Origin of the sequence: Phreatobacter sp. (genome assembly GCF_030691135.1) — a bacterium.
Lineage (GTDB): Bacteria > Pseudomonadota > Alphaproteobacteria > Rhizobiales > Phreatobacteraceae > Phreatobacter.
On the sequence record NZ_JAUYFA010000045.1, the window covers coordinates 15,397 to 31,286 of the forward strand.

General features: G+C 68.9%; 13 protein-coding genes. 7 read left to right on the top strand and 6 right to left on the bottom strand.

Features of this window, described 5'->3' with window-relative positions; all coding sequences use genetic code 11:
- Positions 1–13: 13 nt before the first annotated feature.
- A complete protein-coding gene (locus tag Q8O26_RS07885; RefSeq protein WP_305574957.1) occupies positions 14–742 on the bottom strand; it encodes a response regulator transcription factor in 729 nt (242 codons plus the stop codon).
- A 95-nt stretch (positions 743–837) separates the two neighbouring features.
- Between Q8O26_RS07885 and Q8O26_RS07890 the strand changes: the two genes are divergently transcribed.
- The 7 genes from Q8O26_RS07890 to Q8O26_RS07920 all read left to right on the top strand — a co-directional run bounded on the left by Q8O26_RS07890 (position 838) and on the right by Q8O26_RS07920 (position 10,049).
- Positions 838–1,560, top strand: coding sequence for a response regulator (locus tag Q8O26_RS07890; protein ID WP_305574958.1), 723 nt, complete (start codon positions 838–840; stop codon positions 1,558–1,560).
- A 5-nt stretch (positions 1,561–1,565) separates the two neighbouring features.
- Entirely contained in the window at positions 1,566–3,545 is a 1,980-nt protein-coding gene (locus tag Q8O26_RS07895) for a PAS domain S-box protein (RefSeq protein WP_305574959.1), read from the top strand.
- Between the two features lie 357 nt (positions 3,546–3,902).
- Complete coding sequence (locus Q8O26_RS07900; protein ID WP_305574960.1) at positions 3,903–7,313, top strand: helicase-related protein; 3,411 nt, start codon at positions 3,903–3,905, stop codon at positions 7,311–7,313.
- 32 nt (positions 7,314–7,345) lie between these two features.
- A complete protein-coding gene (locus tag Q8O26_RS07905) occupies positions 7,346–7,726 on the top strand; it encodes an RNA-binding S4 domain-containing protein (protein ID WP_305574961.1) in 381 nt (126 codons plus the stop codon).
- An 87-nt stretch (positions 7,727–7,813) separates the two neighbouring features.
- The gene (locus tag Q8O26_RS07910) at positions 7,814–8,989 is read left to right on the top strand and encodes a homoserine O-acetyltransferase (RefSeq protein WP_305574962.1); all 1,176 of its coding nucleotides are present in this window, start codon (positions 7,814–7,816) and stop codon (positions 8,987–8,989) included.
- The gene (gene metW, locus Q8O26_RS07915; RefSeq protein WP_305574963.1) at positions 8,986–9,642 is read left to right on the top strand and encodes a methionine biosynthesis protein MetW; all 657 of its coding nucleotides are present in this window, start codon (positions 8,986–8,988) and stop codon (positions 9,640–9,642) included. Before Q8O26_RS07910 ends, metW begins: the two co-directional genes overlap by 4 nt.
- A gap of 35 nt (positions 9,643–9,677) precedes the next feature.
- Positions 9,678–10,049, top strand: a complete 372-nt coding sequence (locus Q8O26_RS07920) for a DUF1304 domain-containing protein (RefSeq protein WP_305574964.1) — start codon at positions 9,678–9,680, stop codon at positions 10,047–10,049.
- A 32-nt stretch (positions 10,050–10,081) separates the two neighbouring features.
- Here the strand turns inward: Q8O26_RS07920 and Q8O26_RS07925 are convergent, their stop codons facing one another.
- The 5 genes from Q8O26_RS07925 to Q8O26_RS07945 all read right to left on the bottom strand — a co-directional run.
- A complete protein-coding gene (locus tag Q8O26_RS07925; protein ID WP_305574965.1) occupies positions 10,082–10,861 on the bottom strand; it encodes an SDR family oxidoreductase in 780 nt (259 codons plus the stop codon).
- Between the two features lie 55 nt (positions 10,862–10,916).
- A complete protein-coding gene (locus Q8O26_RS07930) occupies positions 10,917–13,601 on the bottom strand; it encodes a nitrate reductase (protein ID WP_305574966.1) in 2,685 nt (894 codons plus the stop codon).
- 1 nt (position 13,602) lies between these two features.
- Positions 13,603–14,811: an NAD(P)/FAD-dependent oxidoreductase gene (locus Q8O26_RS07935; RefSeq protein WP_305574967.1), complete on the bottom strand. Its 1,209-nt coding sequence runs from the start codon at positions 14,809–14,811 to the stop codon at positions 13,603–13,605.
- Between the two features lie 12 nt (positions 14,812–14,823).
- Entirely contained in the window at positions 14,824–15,624 is an 801-nt protein-coding gene (locus Q8O26_RS07940; protein ID WP_305574968.1) for an ABC transporter ATP-binding protein, read from the bottom strand.
- 11 nt (positions 15,625–15,635) lie between these two features.
- On the bottom strand, positions 15,636–15,890 hold a 255-nt coding region (locus tag Q8O26_RS07945; protein ID WP_305574969.1), incomplete at its 5' end, for an ABC transporter permease subunit.

Genomic DNA, 15,890 nt, shown 5'->3' on the forward strand with positions numbered 1-15,890 from the left:
TCGACGGCCCGGCTCAGGCCACCTCCCCGCCAGGGCCGGGGGCATCGTCCGCATGGCTCGGCATGTCGAAGACATAGCCGTGGCCCCTAACCGTGCGGATCGCCTCGGTCTCCAGCTTGCGCCTCAGGCGCGCGATGCGGGAATCGATGGCCCGGTCGAAGGCCTCTTCGTCTTCCGCAGGGGCCTGTTCCATGATCTCCTCGCGGGTCAGGACCTTGCCGGGATTCTCCGCGAAGATGCGGATCAGGGCGACCTCGCCGGCGGACAGCCGGTCCGTCGAACCGTCGACCTTGAGGATGCGCGCCGCGACGAGATCGACAGAGGCCTGTTCGAAGACGACCAGGCTGCGGCGGCGGCCGAGCCGGCGCTGCAGGATGCCGGCCACGCGCGCGGCGAGTTCACGCAGTTCCACCGGCTTCTGCACATAGTCGTCGGCGCCGAGTTCGAGGCCGAGCACCCGGTCGATGGGATCGGGATTTCCGGTGAGGACCAGAACGGCGATATCGCTGGCCAGGTCCGTGCGGATGAGAATGTCGATGCCGTTCTCGCCAGGCAGACCGATGTCGAGGATGATGAGATCAGGCGTCTCGCGGGCGAGGTAGGGCTCCAGTTCCCAGGCCGCCTTGAGGCAGTCGACGTCATAGCCGAGGTCGGTGAGATATTCGCGGACCGCGTCGACCCAGTCGGGTTCGTCGTCGAGCACCGCTATCCGGCCGCGCCGCGCCATGGTCATCCCCTTCATTGCCCGTCGCCGGACCCGCATCCGCGTGCGACATTTGATCCTAATGCGCAGCCCGCCGGGCTGTCATCAGCACTTGCAACACAAGGGCACCTGCAATGAGAGCCACAGTGGCCATCGTCGACGACGAGGAACATCTGCGCGAGGCGGTCGGAGAATACCTCGAGATGCAGGGTTTCGAGGTTCTGAGCTTCCGCAACGCCCAGTCCTTCCGCGAGGAAAGTCCGGGAAAGGCGATCGACGTCGCCATCCTCGACATCGCCATGCCGGGCGAGGACGGGCTGTCGCTGGCCCGGTTCATCCGCAAGTCCGGCCAGACCGGCATCATCATGGCCACGGCGGCCGGCCGCCCCATCGACCGGATTGTCGGCCTCGAGATCGGCGCCGACGACTATCTGGTGAAGCCCTATGAGCTGAGGGAGCTGCTGGCCCGCATCAAGAGCGTGCTGCGCCGGGTCAATGCCGCCCCGCCGTCAGCCGAGCCGCAATCCGCCGCTGTCCGCGAGGGGCGCAGCCTGCGGTTCGGCGCCCTGACGCTGGATCTCGACGCGCGGCGCCTCATCGACGCCGCCAACGGGCCTATCGAACTGACGGCGATGGAGTTCGACCTGCTCCAGGCGCTGGCAACCCGGCCCAACCGGGTGCTGTCCCGCGGGCAGTTGCAGGAATTCGCCCATGGCCGCTCCACCGACGAAAGCGACCGGTCCATCGATATCCGCGTGACGCGTCTGCGCAAGAAGATCGAACCCGATCCGGAACATCCACGCTTCATCAAGACCGTACGCGGCGAGGGCTATGTCTTCGTTCCCAACGGAGCCTGAGGCGCATGTCGGCAGCCGACGGGGAAACCGTTTCAGACCTGCAGGACGGCATCGCGGCCATGGTGCGCGACGAGGCCGTGGCGCCCGGCGGCCGTTTCGACACCGGCATCCTCGGCCGGCTGTTCGATGCGATGCCGTTGCGCGTCACGGCGGCCGATGCTGAGGGCCGCTTCGTCTATGCGAACCGCGCCGCCCTCGCCATGTTCGAGCTGAAGCGCGAGGAGGTCGTCGGGCACACGGTGCGCGACATCCTCGGCGCCGACATGGTCGCCCGTACCGCTGCGATGCTGCTGGCGCTGCAAAGAGGCGAGACGCCCCAGTGGAGCGACTGGGTCACCGACGCCAACGGCGCGCGGCGCTATCTCGAACAGGCCTATGCACCCTGTTTCGATGGGCAGGGCGGCCTGGCCGGCTTCATCGCCCTGACGCGCGACATCACCGCCCTGAAGGAGCGGGAGGAAGCCCTTGAGGCGCGGATCGCCGCGCTGAACGTCGCGGAGACGATCAATACCGCGATCATCAAGACCTCGATCGACCCGATCATGGTGGTCGACGAGGAGGGCATCCTGATCGACCTCAATCCCGCCGCCATGGCGACCTTCGGCTATGCCCGCAGCAATGCGGTGGGCCGACCGATTTCCGACCTGATCATTCCGCCGGCCATGCGGCGGGCCCATGCCAACGGCATGGCGCGCTACACGAGCACTGGCATCAGCCGTGTCCTCGACCAGCGCATGTCCATGGAGGCGCAGAGGGCCGACGGTTCGCTGATCCCGATCGAGCTTACCATTTCCGAGATCAGCCTGCCCCAGCGCCGGGTCTTCACCGCCCATCTGCGCGACCTGTCCCAGATTCGCGAGGCCGAGCGGCAGATGGAGCAGCAGCGCGATCGGCTGCACCAGGCCGAGAAGCTGTCGGCCATGGGCTCCCTTCTCGCCGGCGTCGCCCATGAGCTCAACAACCCGCTGGCCATCCTCGTCGCCCAGTCGACGCTCCTGATGGAAACGGCGGTGGATGCCGCACAGAAGCGCCGCGCCGAGCGCATCCACGCCGCCGCCGACCGGGCCGGGCGGATCGTCAAGAGCTTCCTCGCCATGGCGCGCCAGCGACCGGAGAAGCGCGAGACAGCCCAGCTCAACGATCTTGTCCGGGCCACCGCGGAGATGCTCGCCTATGGCCTGCGGAGCCACGACGTGACGCTCGGGCTCGATCTCGACCCGCATCTGCCGACCATCCTCGCCGACCAGGATTTCATCGGCCAGGTCGTCGCCAATCTCGTCATCAACGCCCAGCACGCCCTCATCGAGATGGAGCCGCCGCGGCATGTCACCATTTCCACGCGCCGCAAGAACGGCCATGTCCGCCTCGTCGTCAGCGACAACGGACCGGGCGTGCCGGATGCCATCGTGGGGCGCATCTTCGATCCCTATTTCACCACCAAGCCCGCCGGCGTCGGCACGGGCATCGGCCTGTCCATCTGCAAGTCCATCGTCGAATCCCACGGTGGCTCCATCGCCCTCGACCGGGGCGAGGAAGGCGGCGCCCGTTTCACCGTGTTGCTGCCCGCGGCGGTGCTGGCGGAAGCGGCGCCTGAGGCGGAGGGTCCGGACGACCGGAACGGCCTCACCATCCTCGTGGTGGACGATGAGGTGGATGTCGGCGCGAGCCTCGCGGAGATGCTGGAACTCTTCGGCCATCGCATCCTGCCGGCCCAGACGGCGCGCGAGGCCCTCGACGAGGGCGCCATCGCCGAGGCGGACCTCGTCTTCGTCGACCTGCGGATGCCCGGGATCGACGGGCTGAAGTTCCGCGATCAGGCCATCGCGCTCAATCCGCGCCTCGCCGACCGGGTCGTCATCATGACCGGCGATGCCGTCGAGGGGCCCGGCGCGATCGAACGCCATGCCGGCGACGGCAACATCCCGGTAATGGAAAAGCCCTTCACGCTGAACGACGTGCGGCGGATCCTCGCGGCCTTCACCTGAGAATCCGCAGGGTCGGCCGAGTCGCGCAGCCCAGGCCGGCGAATCCTCGCGCGGAGGCGACGAGTCTTGCGGATGACCGGCCCGCCCGCCGCCAACACTTTCGGAGTCGACGTTAAGCATTCGTCAACCGAAACGACTCGCGGCGGAGCCGAAATGACTCTGTGCTCTGCGGACACGACTCCGTTAGTGGGCAGATCAACTCTGACCCACCACATCTGGTCGTGAACGAAACGTGATTCGGCAGGAGTCAGCGATTCGGTCCCGATTCGTTCCCACCCCGTTCCAGCCGTGAATGCGCCGGAGGTCTGCACTGAATTGTCACCCATTCGGCGTGCCGGCATGATACAGGTTGGGCGAATGACCTTGTCTCTTCCGCCATTGCCCCCCGCCCTCCGCGGGCGAGGGGTCACCGCAGTGCTTGGCCCGACCAATACGGGCAAGACGACGCTTGCTATCGAGCGGATGCTCGCCCATCCGTCCGGCATGATCGGCTTGCCGCTGCGCCTTCTGGCGCGCGAAGTCTATGCCAAGCTGGTCGCCCGCGCCGGCGAAGGGGCGGTCGCCCTGGTCACCGGCGAGGAGAAGATCAAGCCGCCCGGCGCGCGCTACTGGGTGGCGACCGTCGAGGCCATGCCGCTCGATCTCGACGTCTCCTTCCTCGCCATCGACGAAGTGCAGATCGCCGGCGATCTCGAGCGCGGCCACATCTTCACCGACCGGATCCTGAACCGCCGCGGCCGCGACGAGACCATGTTGCTCGGGGCTGCCACGATGCGCGGCCTGATCGAGAAGCTCATCCCGGGCGCCAATATCGTCACCCGGCCGCGTTTCTCGAACCTGTCCTTCGCCGGCGAGAAGAAGCTGACCCGGCTGCCGCGTCGCTCGGCCATCGTTGCCTTCTCGGCCGACGAGGTCTATGCGATCGCCGAACTGATCCGCCGACAGCGCGGCGGGGCGGCCGTCGTGCTCGGAGCGCTGTCGCCGCGCACGCGCAACGCCCAGGTCGAGATCTACCAGGCGGGCGACGTCGATTACCTCATCGCCACCGACGCCATCGGGATGGGCCTCAATCTCGACGTCGAACATGTCGCCTTCGCCGCCGACCGCAAATATGACGGCTACCAGTTCCGCCGGCTGAACCCTGTGGAATTTGCCCAGATCGCCGGTCGTGCCGGCCGTTCCAACCGCGACGGCACCTTCGGCTCGACGGGCCGCTGCCCGCCGCTGGAGGATGATCTCGTCCGCGCCCTGGAGAGCCATGCCTTCGACGGGGTGAAGGTGCTGCAATGGCGCAACACTCATCTCGATTTCGCCTCCGTCGAGACGCTGCGCGCCAGCCTCGACCAGATCCCCAGCGAGCCCGGCCTGACCCGTTCGCCGATCGCCGAGGACCAGCGGGTGCTGGAACTGGTCCTGCGCGATTCGCTCGTGCGCGAGCGTGCCGTCGGCCGCAATGCGGTGACCCGTCTGTGGGAAGCCTGCATGATGCCGGACTACCGCAAGATCTCGCCGGCGAGCCATGCGGACCTCGTCATGACCATTTTCGGCTATCTGACCGGGCGTTCAGGCCGGTTACCGTCCGACTGGATCGCCTCCCAGGTGGCCTTCGCCGACCGGACCGACGGCGACATCGACACCCTCTCCACCAGGATCGCTCATATCCGGACCTGGACCTTCGCAGCCAACCGCCCGGACTGGGTCGACGACCCCGTCCACTGGCAGGCCGAAACCCGTCGCGTCGAAGACATTTTGTCAGACGCGCTCCATGAACGCTTGACGCAGCGCTTTGTCGACCGCAGGACGAGCGTGCTGATGCGGCGCCTAAGGGAAAACACCATGCTCGAGGCCGAGATCACCAAGACCGGCGACGTCACCGTCGAGGGCCAGCACGTCGGCCGCCTCGAGGGTTTCCGCTTCGCGCCCGATCCGCTCGCCGGCGACGGCGAAGCCGGCAAGGCACTGCGCGCCGCCGCCTCCAAGGCGCTGGCCGGCGAAATCGACTCGCGGGCCGAGAAGCTCGCGGGCTCGGGCGACGAGGCCTTCATCCTGTCGAATGACGGGACGATCCGCTGGCGCGGCGAGGCTATCGCCAAGCTCGCCGGCGGCGACAAGGTCCTTTCGCCCCGTGTCCGTATCCTGTCGGACGAGCACCTGACCGGCGGGCCGCGCGACCAGGTCCAGGCGCGCCTCGACCTGTGGGTCCATGCCCAGATCGCCAAGCTGCTCGGTCCGGTCCTGGCGCTGGAGACATCCGAGGAGCTCACCGGCCTTGCCCGCGGTGTCGCCTTCCAACTCGCCGAGGCGCTCGGCGTCGTCGAGCGCCCGAAGGTCGCGGAAGACGTCAAGCAGCTCGACCAGGAGGCGCGGGCGGTGCTGCGCAAGCTCGGCGTGCGCTTCGGCGCCTATCACATCTACCTGCCGGCGACGCTGAAGCCCGCACCGCGTGCCATGGCGCTGCAGCTCTACATGCTCAAGCACGACATGCTGGAGAAGAAGGGGCTCGCCGAACTGCCGGCGCTCGCCGCTTCGGGCCGCACCTCGATCGCGGTAGATCCGGAGATCGAGAAGGATCTCTACCGCCTCGTCGGCTTCCGGGCGCTCGGCGCCCGCGCCGTGCGCGTCGACATTCTCGAGCGCCTCGCCGACATCATCCGCCCGGCGCTTGCCTGGCGTCCCGGCACGCCGTCGCCTGAGCCGGCCGGTCATTTTCCCGGCGGCGGCTTCACCGCGACGGTCGGCATGACCTCGCTGGTAGGCTGCTCGGGCGAGGACTTCGCCTCGATCCTGAAGGGTCTCGGCTACCGCGTGGAGAAGCGCCCGGCACCGCCGCCGAAGCCGGTCGGCGAAAGCGTGGCGGCACCGGTGGAGGCTGCTGTCGCGCCCGACGAGGGCTCGGAGCCGGTGACCGAGGTGGTGGATGCCGATGTCGCATCCCAGATCGAAGACAGCGCCGCGGTCGAGCCTGCCGCGGATGTAAGGGCGGCGGATGTAACGGCCGCGGCAATCGAACCGGAAACCACGGACGTGGTCGCACCGGGCTTCGAGGCGCCCGCCCTGAGCGAGCCCATAGCTGCCGACGGCCAGGTGGAAGCTGACATTCCCGTCACGGTCGAGGAGGCACCTGCCCCCGATGCGGAGCCGGAGACGGCCGCTGCGGCGACCGAGAGCGATGCCCTATCGGACGCCGAGGCGACGGCGCCGGAAACCGTCGTCGCCGAACCGGCTCTCGTCGAGGTCTGGCGTCCCGGCGGCCGGATGGACGGCGAGCGCCCCGCCCGCCGCGACTTCCGCCGCGGCGGCGAGCGTGGCGAGCGCGGCGAAGGCGAACAGCGCCCCCATCAGGGACGTCCGCGCCCCGGCCAGAACCAGCGGGGCGGGCAGCGCCCGCCTCAGGGACCCCGCGAGGGGCAGCCGGCGGGAGAACGTCCGGCACCGCGCGAAGGCGCGCCGGAGGGCGAACGCCGCGAAGGTGAGCGCCGGGACGGCGGACGTCCGCCGCGCCGCGACTTCTCGAAGTTCAAGGACTTCGGCGGCAAGGATGCCCGCGGCCCGGACTCGCGTGGCCCGGACGCGCGCGGCCCGGACGGACGTGGCAAGAACCCGCGCGGCGAGGGCGAGCGCCGTGATCGCCCGCAGCGCGACGACCGGCCTGACCAGCGCGGGCCCCGTCCCCAGGACCGCGCGCCCCGCAAGGACAAGGAACCGGATCCGAACTCGCCCTTCGCCAAGCTCGCGGCGCTGAAGGAAGCGCTGACCAAGAAGCCGTGATCCAGAAGCCCTGACCCAGGCGACGAGGACGCTTGAACGACACCGGCAAGCTACGGATCGACAAATGGCTGTGGTTCGCCCGGGTCGTGAAGACGCGGAGCGCTGCGACTGCACTCTGCACGGACGGTTCGGTGCGGCTGAACGGCACCCGCGTCGACCATGCCCACAAGGCTGTCCGGGTCGGTGATGTGGTGACGGTGGCGGTCGGCGACCGCATCAAGGTCCTGAAGATCGTCTCCCTCGCCGAGCGGCGAGGGCCCTATGCGGAAGCGCAGCACATTTATGAGGATCTCTCGCCGGAGCCGCCGCGCTTCGATCTTCCCTCGCCGGTGGCCGCACGCGAGGCCGGCAGCGGCAGGCCGACCAAGGCCGATCGCCGCGATCTCGACCGCCTCAGGCGCGGTGAGGATTGACCGGCGATGCGAATCCGCTTGCCAGGATACCGGTGTTCGGAATAACGAACGATCTGATTGACTTGTAAAACGCCAGAACCCGTGTCCATGGCCCACCCCCGGCGCATTTCCGACGAACTCGCCCGCCAGCAGGCAGACCAGCCGGCCGGGGAAGTCGCCCGCTTCGGCGCCGATGAACCTTTGATGCTGGATGCCGGCATCTCGCTCGCGCCGTTCCAGATCGCCTACCGCACCTACGGGACGCTCAACGCGGAGAAATCCAACGCCATCCTGGTGTGCCACGCACTGACGGGCGACCAGCATGTGGCCAGCAAGAATCCGGTGACGGGCAAGCCGGGCTGGTGGGAGATCATGATCGGGCCGGGCAAGCCGATCGATACGGAGCGCTACTTCGTCATCTCCTCCAACGTGCTCGGCGGCTGCATGGGCACCACGGGGCCGGCCTCGACCGACCCGGCGACCGGCGAGCCCTATGGACTGTCGCTGCCGCTCATCACCATTCCCGACATGGTGCGGGCGCAGTCCATGCTGGTGAAGCGCCTCGGCATCGACACGCTGTTCAGCGTCGTCGGCGGCTCGATGGGCGGCATGCAGGTGCTGCAATGGGCGGCCCAGTATCGTGACCGCGTCTTCTCGGCCATGCCGATCGCGACGGCGGCGCGCCATTCGGCACAGAACATCGCCTTTCACGAGGTCGGCCGCCAGGCGATCATGGCCGATCCCGAATGGCGCGGCGGGCGCTATCTCGCCGAAAGCGCGCGTCCCCTGGCCGGGCTCGCCGTCGCCCGCATGGCGGCCCATATCACCTATCTCTCGGACGCCGCGCTGCACCGCAAGTTCGGGCGCCGGTTCCAGGACCGCGATGCGCCGACCTTCTCCTTCGACGCCGATTTCCAGGTCGAGAGCTACCTGCGTTACCAGGGCGAGGCCTTTGTCGAGCGCTTCGACGCCAATTCCTATCTCTACGTGACGCGGGCGATGGACTATTTCGACATCGCCGCGGACCATGGCGGCTCACTCGCCAAGGCCTTCGCCGGGACGAAAACGCGATTCTGCGTCGTCTCCTTCACCTCCGACTGGCTTTTTCCGACCGCCGATTCCCGCCAGGTCGTCCATGCGCTCAATGCGGCCGGCGCCTCGGTCTCCTTTGCCGAGATCACCTCCGATAAGGGCCACGACGCCTTCCTGCTGGACGAACCGGAGCTCTTCGCCATCACGCGCGGCTTCCTGGAATCGGCGGCGCGCGCGCGGGGGATCGCATGAGCAAGGCGGGCATGACCACCGACCTCACCATGAGGGCCGTCCCGGGGCCGATCCGCGCCGACTACCTCGTTGTCTCGCAACTGATCGCGCCCGGCTCGAAGGTGCTCGACGTCGGCTGCGGTGACGGCGGCCTCCTGAAGCTGCTGCGTGACGAGAAGGGTGTCGACGGGCGCGGCATCGAACTGTCGCGCGAGGGCGTCAACCGCTGCGTCGCCGAGGGCCTCGCGGTCATCCAGGGCGATGCCGATACCGATCTCGCCTTCTATCCCGACGACGCCTTCGACGTGGTGATCCTGTCGCAGACGATCCAGGCGACGCGGGCGCCGCGCGTCGTGCTCGAGCACATGTTGCGCATCGGCAAGCAGGCCGTGGTGTCCTTCCCGAATTTCGGCCACTGGCGCCTCAGGCTGCAACTGGTGACCCGCGGGCGGATGCCGACCTCGGAGAACCTGCCCTACCACTGGTACGACACGCCCAACATCCACTTCTGCACCATCCGCGACTTCGTCGATCTGGTCCGCGAGGTCGAGGCCGTGATCGACCATTCGACCGCCCTCGACGGATGGGGTCGCGAGGTCCGGGTGAACGCGCCCTGGTGGTTCTGGAACTTCTTCGGCGAGCAGGCTGTGTTCAAGCTGCGCGGCAAGCGCTGACCCTTTCCCGCCGGCGCAACGCCAGGAGCAACCACATGACGCTCGTCGCCAAGGCCCTCGTCGCCCTCGTTGCGCTGATTCACGTTGGCATTCTCGTCATCGAGATGGTCTTCTGGAACACACCCTTCGGCCACAGGTCGTTCAACCTGACACCGGAATTCGCAGCCCAGTCGGTGGTCCTCGCCGCCAACCAGGGCCTCTACAACGGCTTTCTGGCGGCAGGGCTGATCTGGAGCCTGCTGGCGCCGAAGCACCTCGCCTTGCCGCTCAAGATCTTCTTCCTCGGCTGCGTCGTCGTCGCCGGCCTGTTCGGCGCGGCGACCGCGAAGGTGTCGATCCTCTTCGTCCAGGCCATGCCGGCCGCCCTGGCGCTCGGCGCCGTGCTCATGACGCGGGACCGCACCTGAACCCAGGCGACAGCCTTGGCAGCGCTGCGGGATCAGTAGGTCCCGGGATACTGGCCACCGTCGACCAAGAGGCTCTGGCCAGTGATGAAGCCGGCATGGGCCGAGCAGAGGAAGGCGATGGTCGCGCCGATCTCGGCGGCATCGCCATAGCGCCCCGCCGGGTTCTGTGCGGCGCGTTCGGCCCAGATCGCGTCGAAGGACCGGCCCGTCATGGCGCTGAGCTTGTCGACATGATGCTTCTGCGCGTCGGTGGCGACGATCCCCGGCAGCACGTTGTTGATGGTGACGCCGCGCGCGATGGTCTGCCGCGACAGGCCGGCGACGAAGCCGACAAGGCCTGAGCGGGCACCGTTCGACAGGCCCATCTCGGCCTGCGGGCTCTTCACCGAGCGGGAGACGATGTTGACGATGCGGCCGAAGCCGCGCCCCATCATGCCGTCGACCGTCGCCTTCATCAGGTCGATGGGAGCGAGCATCATGGCGTCGAGCGCGCTGATCCAGTCGTCGCGCGACCAGGCGCGGAAATCGCCGGGTGGCATGCCATCGGCATTGGTGATCAGGATGTCGGGCGCCGGGCAGGCGGCGACGAGCCGCGCCCGGTCGGCGGCGATGGTGACGTCACCGGCGACGACCGCGACCGGCACGCCGAAGCGACGACCGATCTCGGCGCCCGCTGTCTCCAGCCTTTCGGGATTGCGGGCGAAGAGGGTGAGCGCGACACCCTCGGCCGCCAGCATCTCCGCCGTCGCGCGGCCCATGCCGCGGCTGGCGCCGCAGACGATGGCCGACTTTCCGTTGAGCCCGAGATCCATTCGGAATTGATAGGCTGCGGGCGCGATTTTGTCTCGTCCCGTCGCCGCGGACCCTTCATGCGGGGACAGGACTTCCGGTGCGCGCGAGGAGCTTCCTGATTTCCGAGCGGCAGGAGCCGCAATTGGTGCCGGCCTTCGTGGTGCGGCCGACGGCATTGACATCGGCCGCTCCGGCTCCGATCGCCGCCGCGACGGCGGTGAGGCCGACGGAAAAACAGGCACAGACGGTGGGGCCGGGATCGGGAAGACCTTCGGCCGAGCGGCCGGAGAGCAGCGCCCGCCGGCTCGCAGCGTCGAGAACCGGCCGGCCGAAAAGCGCCTGCACGCCGTTCCAGGCGGCGCGGGCGCCGGGCCCCACGAAAACGACCGCCTCCAGCCTGTCTCCGCGGAAGGCCGCCGCCCGATAGATGCCGCGGGCGGGATCGCCCACCTCCGCCACCGTGGTCCCCGGGCCGGCGGTGCGGCGGATGAGGGCCGGCCCGTCCGTAGCTTCGGGGGCGGCGAAGAGGAGCCCCGCGCCGCCGCCGACGGCGACCTTCGTCCATAACAGGCCGTCGATCCGTGGTGCCTCGCCGCGGCAGAGGACGAAACCGTCGGTCGCCGTGGGCACGCGCGCCAGCGCGACCCGCGTCGCCTTCATCTCCGGCTGGCCGGAAAAGGGATCGTTCGCCGCCTGCACCAGCGCGCCGACGCGGGCCTCCGCCGACGTCTCACCGGTCCAGTGGATGGGGGCGAAGACCTCGCCGCGCGCCTGTCCGGCATCGTGCACGACACGCAGGCGAGCCGTGCCGTGGGCGGTGTCGAGCCGGGCGATGTCGCCGTCGGCGAGCCCTGCGGCCTCGGCATCGGCGGGGTGGATCGCGACGCAGGGCTCGGGACTGTGGCGGCCGAGCGTCGGCGCCTTTCCCGTGCGGGTCATGGTGTGCCACTGGTCGCGCAGCCGGCCGGTATTGAGCAGGAAGGGCCGGGCCGGATCGGTGGCCTCGGCGAGGGCCGGAGGGGCGATGGCGACGAGACGGGCCCGGCCGTCGGCGGTGAAGAAGCCGCCGGATCCGAAGAAGCGCTTGTCGCGCCTGTCGGATCGCGTCCGGACCGGCCATTGCACCGGCTGGAGAGCCGCATAGTCGGCATCCGACAGGGCAGCGAGGCCGGCAATGTCGAAATCGCGGGTGCCGCGGTTCTCGAAGCCGGAAAGCGCCGCATGTTCGCGGAAGATGGCGGCCGGATCGGTCCAGGAGAAGGCCTCGCCGAAGCCGAGGCGACGGCCGACCTCGGCGAGGATCCACCAGTCGGGCCGGACCTCGCCCGGCAGGGGCAGGAACGACCGCTGGCGGGTGATGCGGCGCTCCGAATTGGTGACGGTGCCGTCCTTCTCGCCCCAGGCTGCGGCGGGCAGGAGGATATGAGCACCGGCATTGACCGTGTCGTTGGACAACACGTTCTCCGAGACGACGAGGAGATCGAGCCCGGTGAGGGCGCGGCGGACATGGTCGGCCCGTGGCATGCTGGCGGCAGGGTTGGTGCCCATGACCCAGAGCGCCCGGATCGCGCCCGCAGCGACGGCCTCGAACATCTGCACGGCCTTGAGGCCTTCGCGTTCCGCCATCCGCGGCGCCCCCCAGAACCGGCGGACGCGGTCGATGTCGCCCGCAGAGAACCCCATATGGGCGGCGAGCATATTGGCGAGGCCGCCGACCTCGCGCCCACCCATGGCATTGGGCTGGCCGGTAAGGGAAAAGGGCCCCATGCCCGGCCGGCCGATGCGGCCGGTGGCCAGGTGGCAGTTGAGGATCGCCGAGACCTTGTCGGTGCCCTGGGCCGACTGGTTGACCCCCTGGCTGTAGAGGGTCACGGCGCGGGGCGTTGCGGCGAACCAGCCGAAGAGCCGCTCCACGTCGTCGGCGGCCAGCCCGGTGGCGGCGGCGGTGACGGCGATGGACGGCGCGATCTCGCGGGCACGGACGAGGGCGGCGTCGAGCCCCTCCGTATGGGCCGCGACATAGGCGTCGTCGAGCGCGCCGGTATCGGCGAGAAACACGAGGAGGCCCGAGAACAGCACGCCGTCGGCGCCCGGACGGATCTGCAGCACGAGGTCCGCCTCGGCGGCGCTCGCCGTCCGGCGCGGATCGACGACGACGATGCGGGCGCCGCGCGCCTTCTGGTTCGCCACCATCCGCTGCCAGAGGATCGGATGGCACCATGCGGCGTTGGAGCCGACCAGGATCAGCAGGTCGGCCTCGTCCAGATCCTCATAGGTCCCCGGCACGGTATCGGAGCCGAAGGCCCGGCGGTGACCCGCCACGGACGAAGCCATGCACAGGCGCGAATTGGTGTCGACATTGGCGGTACCGACGAAGCCCTTCATCAGCTTGTTGGCGACGTAGTAGTCCTCAGTGAGCAATTGCCCGGAGAGATAGAGGGCGGTGGCGTCCGGACCACCATCGCGGATGGCGCGCTGGAAACCGTCGGCCACCGCATCCAGCGCCGTGTCCCAGGAGACGCGCTGCATGCTGCCGGTCCGGGTGCGCATCATCGGGTGGAGCAGGCGACCCTCGAGGTCGACGGTCTCGCCGAGGGTCGATCCCTTGACGCAGAGCCGTCCGCGATTGGCGGGGTGGGCGGGGTCGCCGGCGACCGTCACCTGCCCCGCGGCGCCGACGCTGGCGACGACCCCGCAGCCGACGCCGCAATAGGGACAGGCGGTCGCGACGGGGTTCGGGAGCGAGCCGTGGATGGCCATGTCAGGCCGCCTCCGCCAGCGCCTGGCCGAAGATCAGGCGGTCGCGCAGCGGCCCGAGCGGCCGGCCCGATCGGATGAGGTCGAGATACCAGGGCGCGTCGGCGGTCTCCCCGCAGAGGATCGCACCGGCGAGCGCGCCGTCCCGCAGGACCAGCTTGCGGTAGGTGGCAAGGCCCGGGTCACGCCAGACGATGCTCTCGGTTCCAGCCGCGCCGAGAAAGTCCCCGGCGGAAAAGACCGGCACGCCGGAGACCTTGAGATTCGTCGCCAGCACCGTCCCCTCATAGGCGGCGGGCATTCCCGCGAGATGGCGGGCGAGGATGGCGGCCTGCTGGTAGGCCGGCTCGACGAGGCCGTAGCAGGTGCCGCGATGCTCGGCGCATTCGCCGATGGCATGGATGGCCGGATCGGAGGTCGTCAGATGGTCGTCGACGACGATGCCGCGGGCCGTTGCCAGGCCCGCCGCGCGCGCGAGCGTCGCGTTGGGGCGGATGCCGACGGCGGTCACGACGATGTCGCAGGGCAGGTCACGGCCATCGGCCAGGCGGACGGCCTCGACGCAGCCCTCGCCCTCTACCGCAGCGGTATCGGCGCCGAGCAGGACGGTGATCCCCCGCGCCTCGAGGGCCGCGTTGAGCAGGCTCGCCGCCTCGGCGTCGAGCTGGCGCTCCATCAGCCGGTCCATCAGATGAATCAGCGTCACCCGCGTCCCGGTTGCGGCGAGGCCACAGGCCGCCTCGATGCCGAGCAGGCCGCCGCCGATCACCACGGCCCGCGTCGCAGGACCCGCAGCCGCCAGCATGGCGCCGACATCGTCATGGTCGCGGAAGGTGACGACACCGGGCAGGTCCATGCCGGGTTTCGGCAGGCGGATCGGGTCCGAGCCGGTGGCGAGCACCAGCCGCGCATAGGGCAGCTGCGTCCCGTCCTCCAGCACGACGCACCGGCTCTCGCGATCGATGGCGCTGGCCCGCCGGCCATAGACCAGCGTCACGCCCTGCGCCTTCCACCACGTCAGCGGCTTCAGCTCGGTATCGGCGACTGGCAGCTCGCCGGCGAGAACGGAGGACAGCAGAACCCGGTTATAGGCGAGGCGCGGCTCGGCGCCGACGACAAGGACGCTGTGGCGGCCGAGAGCGACCTGCCCGAGCTCCTCGACTAGGCGCGCCGCGGCCATGCCGTTGCCGATGACGACGAGCGGTTCGGACATGGGCGTCGCCCGTCAGGCCGCTTCGACGAAGGCATGGCGCTCGTAGAGGAACTTCAGCACCGCCTCGCGCGCCTTGATGTAGGTGGTGTTGGTGACGAGTTCGAGCCGCTTGCGCGGACGCGGCAGCGAAACCTCGAGGATCTCACCGATGGTCGCCGCGGGTCCGTTGGTCATCATGATGATGCGGTCGGACAGCAGCACTGCCTCGTCGACGTCATGGGTGATCATGATCATCGTGTTCTTCAGCGTGGCATGGATCTGCATGACCGAGTCTTGCAGATGGGCGCGCGTCAGCGCATCGAGCGCGCCGAAGGGCTCGTCGAGCAGAAGGATCTTCGGCTCCATGGCGAGGGCCCGGGCGATGCCGACGCGCTGCTTCATGCCGCCGGAAATCTCGGCGGGACGGCGGTCCTTCGCATGGGTCATGTGGACGAGATCGAGCTTGTGCAGCGTCCAGTCGTGGCGCTCGCCCCGCGACTTCGTCGCCCGGAAGACCTTGTCGACGGCCATGCGGACATTCTCGTAAACGGTCAGCCAGGGCAGAAGCGAATGGTTCTGGAAGACAACGGCGCGGTCGGGACCGGGCGCGTTTACCTCCTTGTTGTCGAGGAGCACGCCGCCGGAGGTCGCCGGCGTGAGGCCGGCGATGATGTTGAGAAGGGTCGACTTGCCGCAACCGGAATGGCCGATGATGGAGACGAACTCGCCCTTGTCGATGCCGACATGGATGTCGGCGAGGACATGGTTGGACGTGTCGCCGCGCGCGAAGGTCTTCTCGACGCCGTCGATCTGCAGATAGGGGGCCTGTTTCATCGCGGCGCTCCTCAATTCGCGGCCGTGCCGCGGGTGACGATGGTCGCGAGCCCTGCGATCAGCCGGTCGAGGACGAAGCCGATGAAGCCGATATAGACGAGCGCGACGATGATGTCGGAGAGCTTGGAGGAGTTCCACGCGTCCCAGATGAAGAAGCCGATGCCGACGCCGCCGGTGAGCATCTCGGCGGCGACGATCACCAGCCAGGCCACACCCATCGACAGGCGGATGCCGGTCATCAGATACGGCAGCACGGAAGGGAACAG

Excerpts from the sequence above, each read along its gene's own strand:
- Q8O26_RS07885 (WP_305574957.1), bottom strand. The coding sequence starts at position 742 with ATGAAGGGGATGACCATGGCGCGGCGCGGCCGGATAGCGGTGCTCGAC.
- Q8O26_RS07890 (WP_305574958.1), top strand. The coding sequence starts at position 838 with ATGAGAGCCACAGTGGCCATCGTCGACGACGAGGAACATCTGCGCGAG.
- Q8O26_RS07895 (WP_305574959.1), top strand. The coding sequence starts at position 1,566 with ATGTCGGCAGCCGACGGGGAAACCGTTTCAGACCTGCAGGACGGCATC.
- Q8O26_RS07900 (WP_305574960.1), top strand. The coding sequence starts at position 3,903 with ATGACCTTGTCTCTTCCGCCATTGCCCCCCGCCCTCCGCGGGCGAGGG.
- Q8O26_RS07910 (WP_305574962.1), top strand. The coding sequence starts at position 7,814 with ATGGCCCACCCCCGGCGCATTTCCGACGAACTCGCCCGCCAGCAGGCA.
- metW (WP_305574963.1), top strand. The coding sequence starts at position 8,986 with ATGAGCAAGGCGGGCATGACCACCGACCTCACCATGAGGGCCGTCCCG.
- Q8O26_RS07920 (WP_305574964.1), top strand. The coding sequence starts at position 9,678 with ATGACGCTCGTCGCCAAGGCCCTCGTCGCCCTCGTTGCGCTGATTCAC.
- Q8O26_RS07925 (WP_305574965.1), bottom strand. The coding sequence starts at position 10,861 with ATGGATCTCGGGCTCAACGGAAAGTCGGCCATCGTCTGCGGCGCCAGC.
- Q8O26_RS07930 (WP_305574966.1), bottom strand. The coding sequence starts at position 13,601 with ATGGCCATCCACGGCTCGCTCCCGAACCCCGTCGCGACCGCCTGTCCC.
- Q8O26_RS07935 (WP_305574967.1), bottom strand. The coding sequence starts at position 14,811 with ATGTCCGAACCGCTCGTCGTCATCGGCAACGGCATGGCCGCGGCGCGC.
- Q8O26_RS07940 (WP_305574968.1), bottom strand. The coding sequence starts at position 15,624 with ATGAAACAGGCCCCCTATCTGCAGATCGACGGCGTCGAGAAGACCTTC.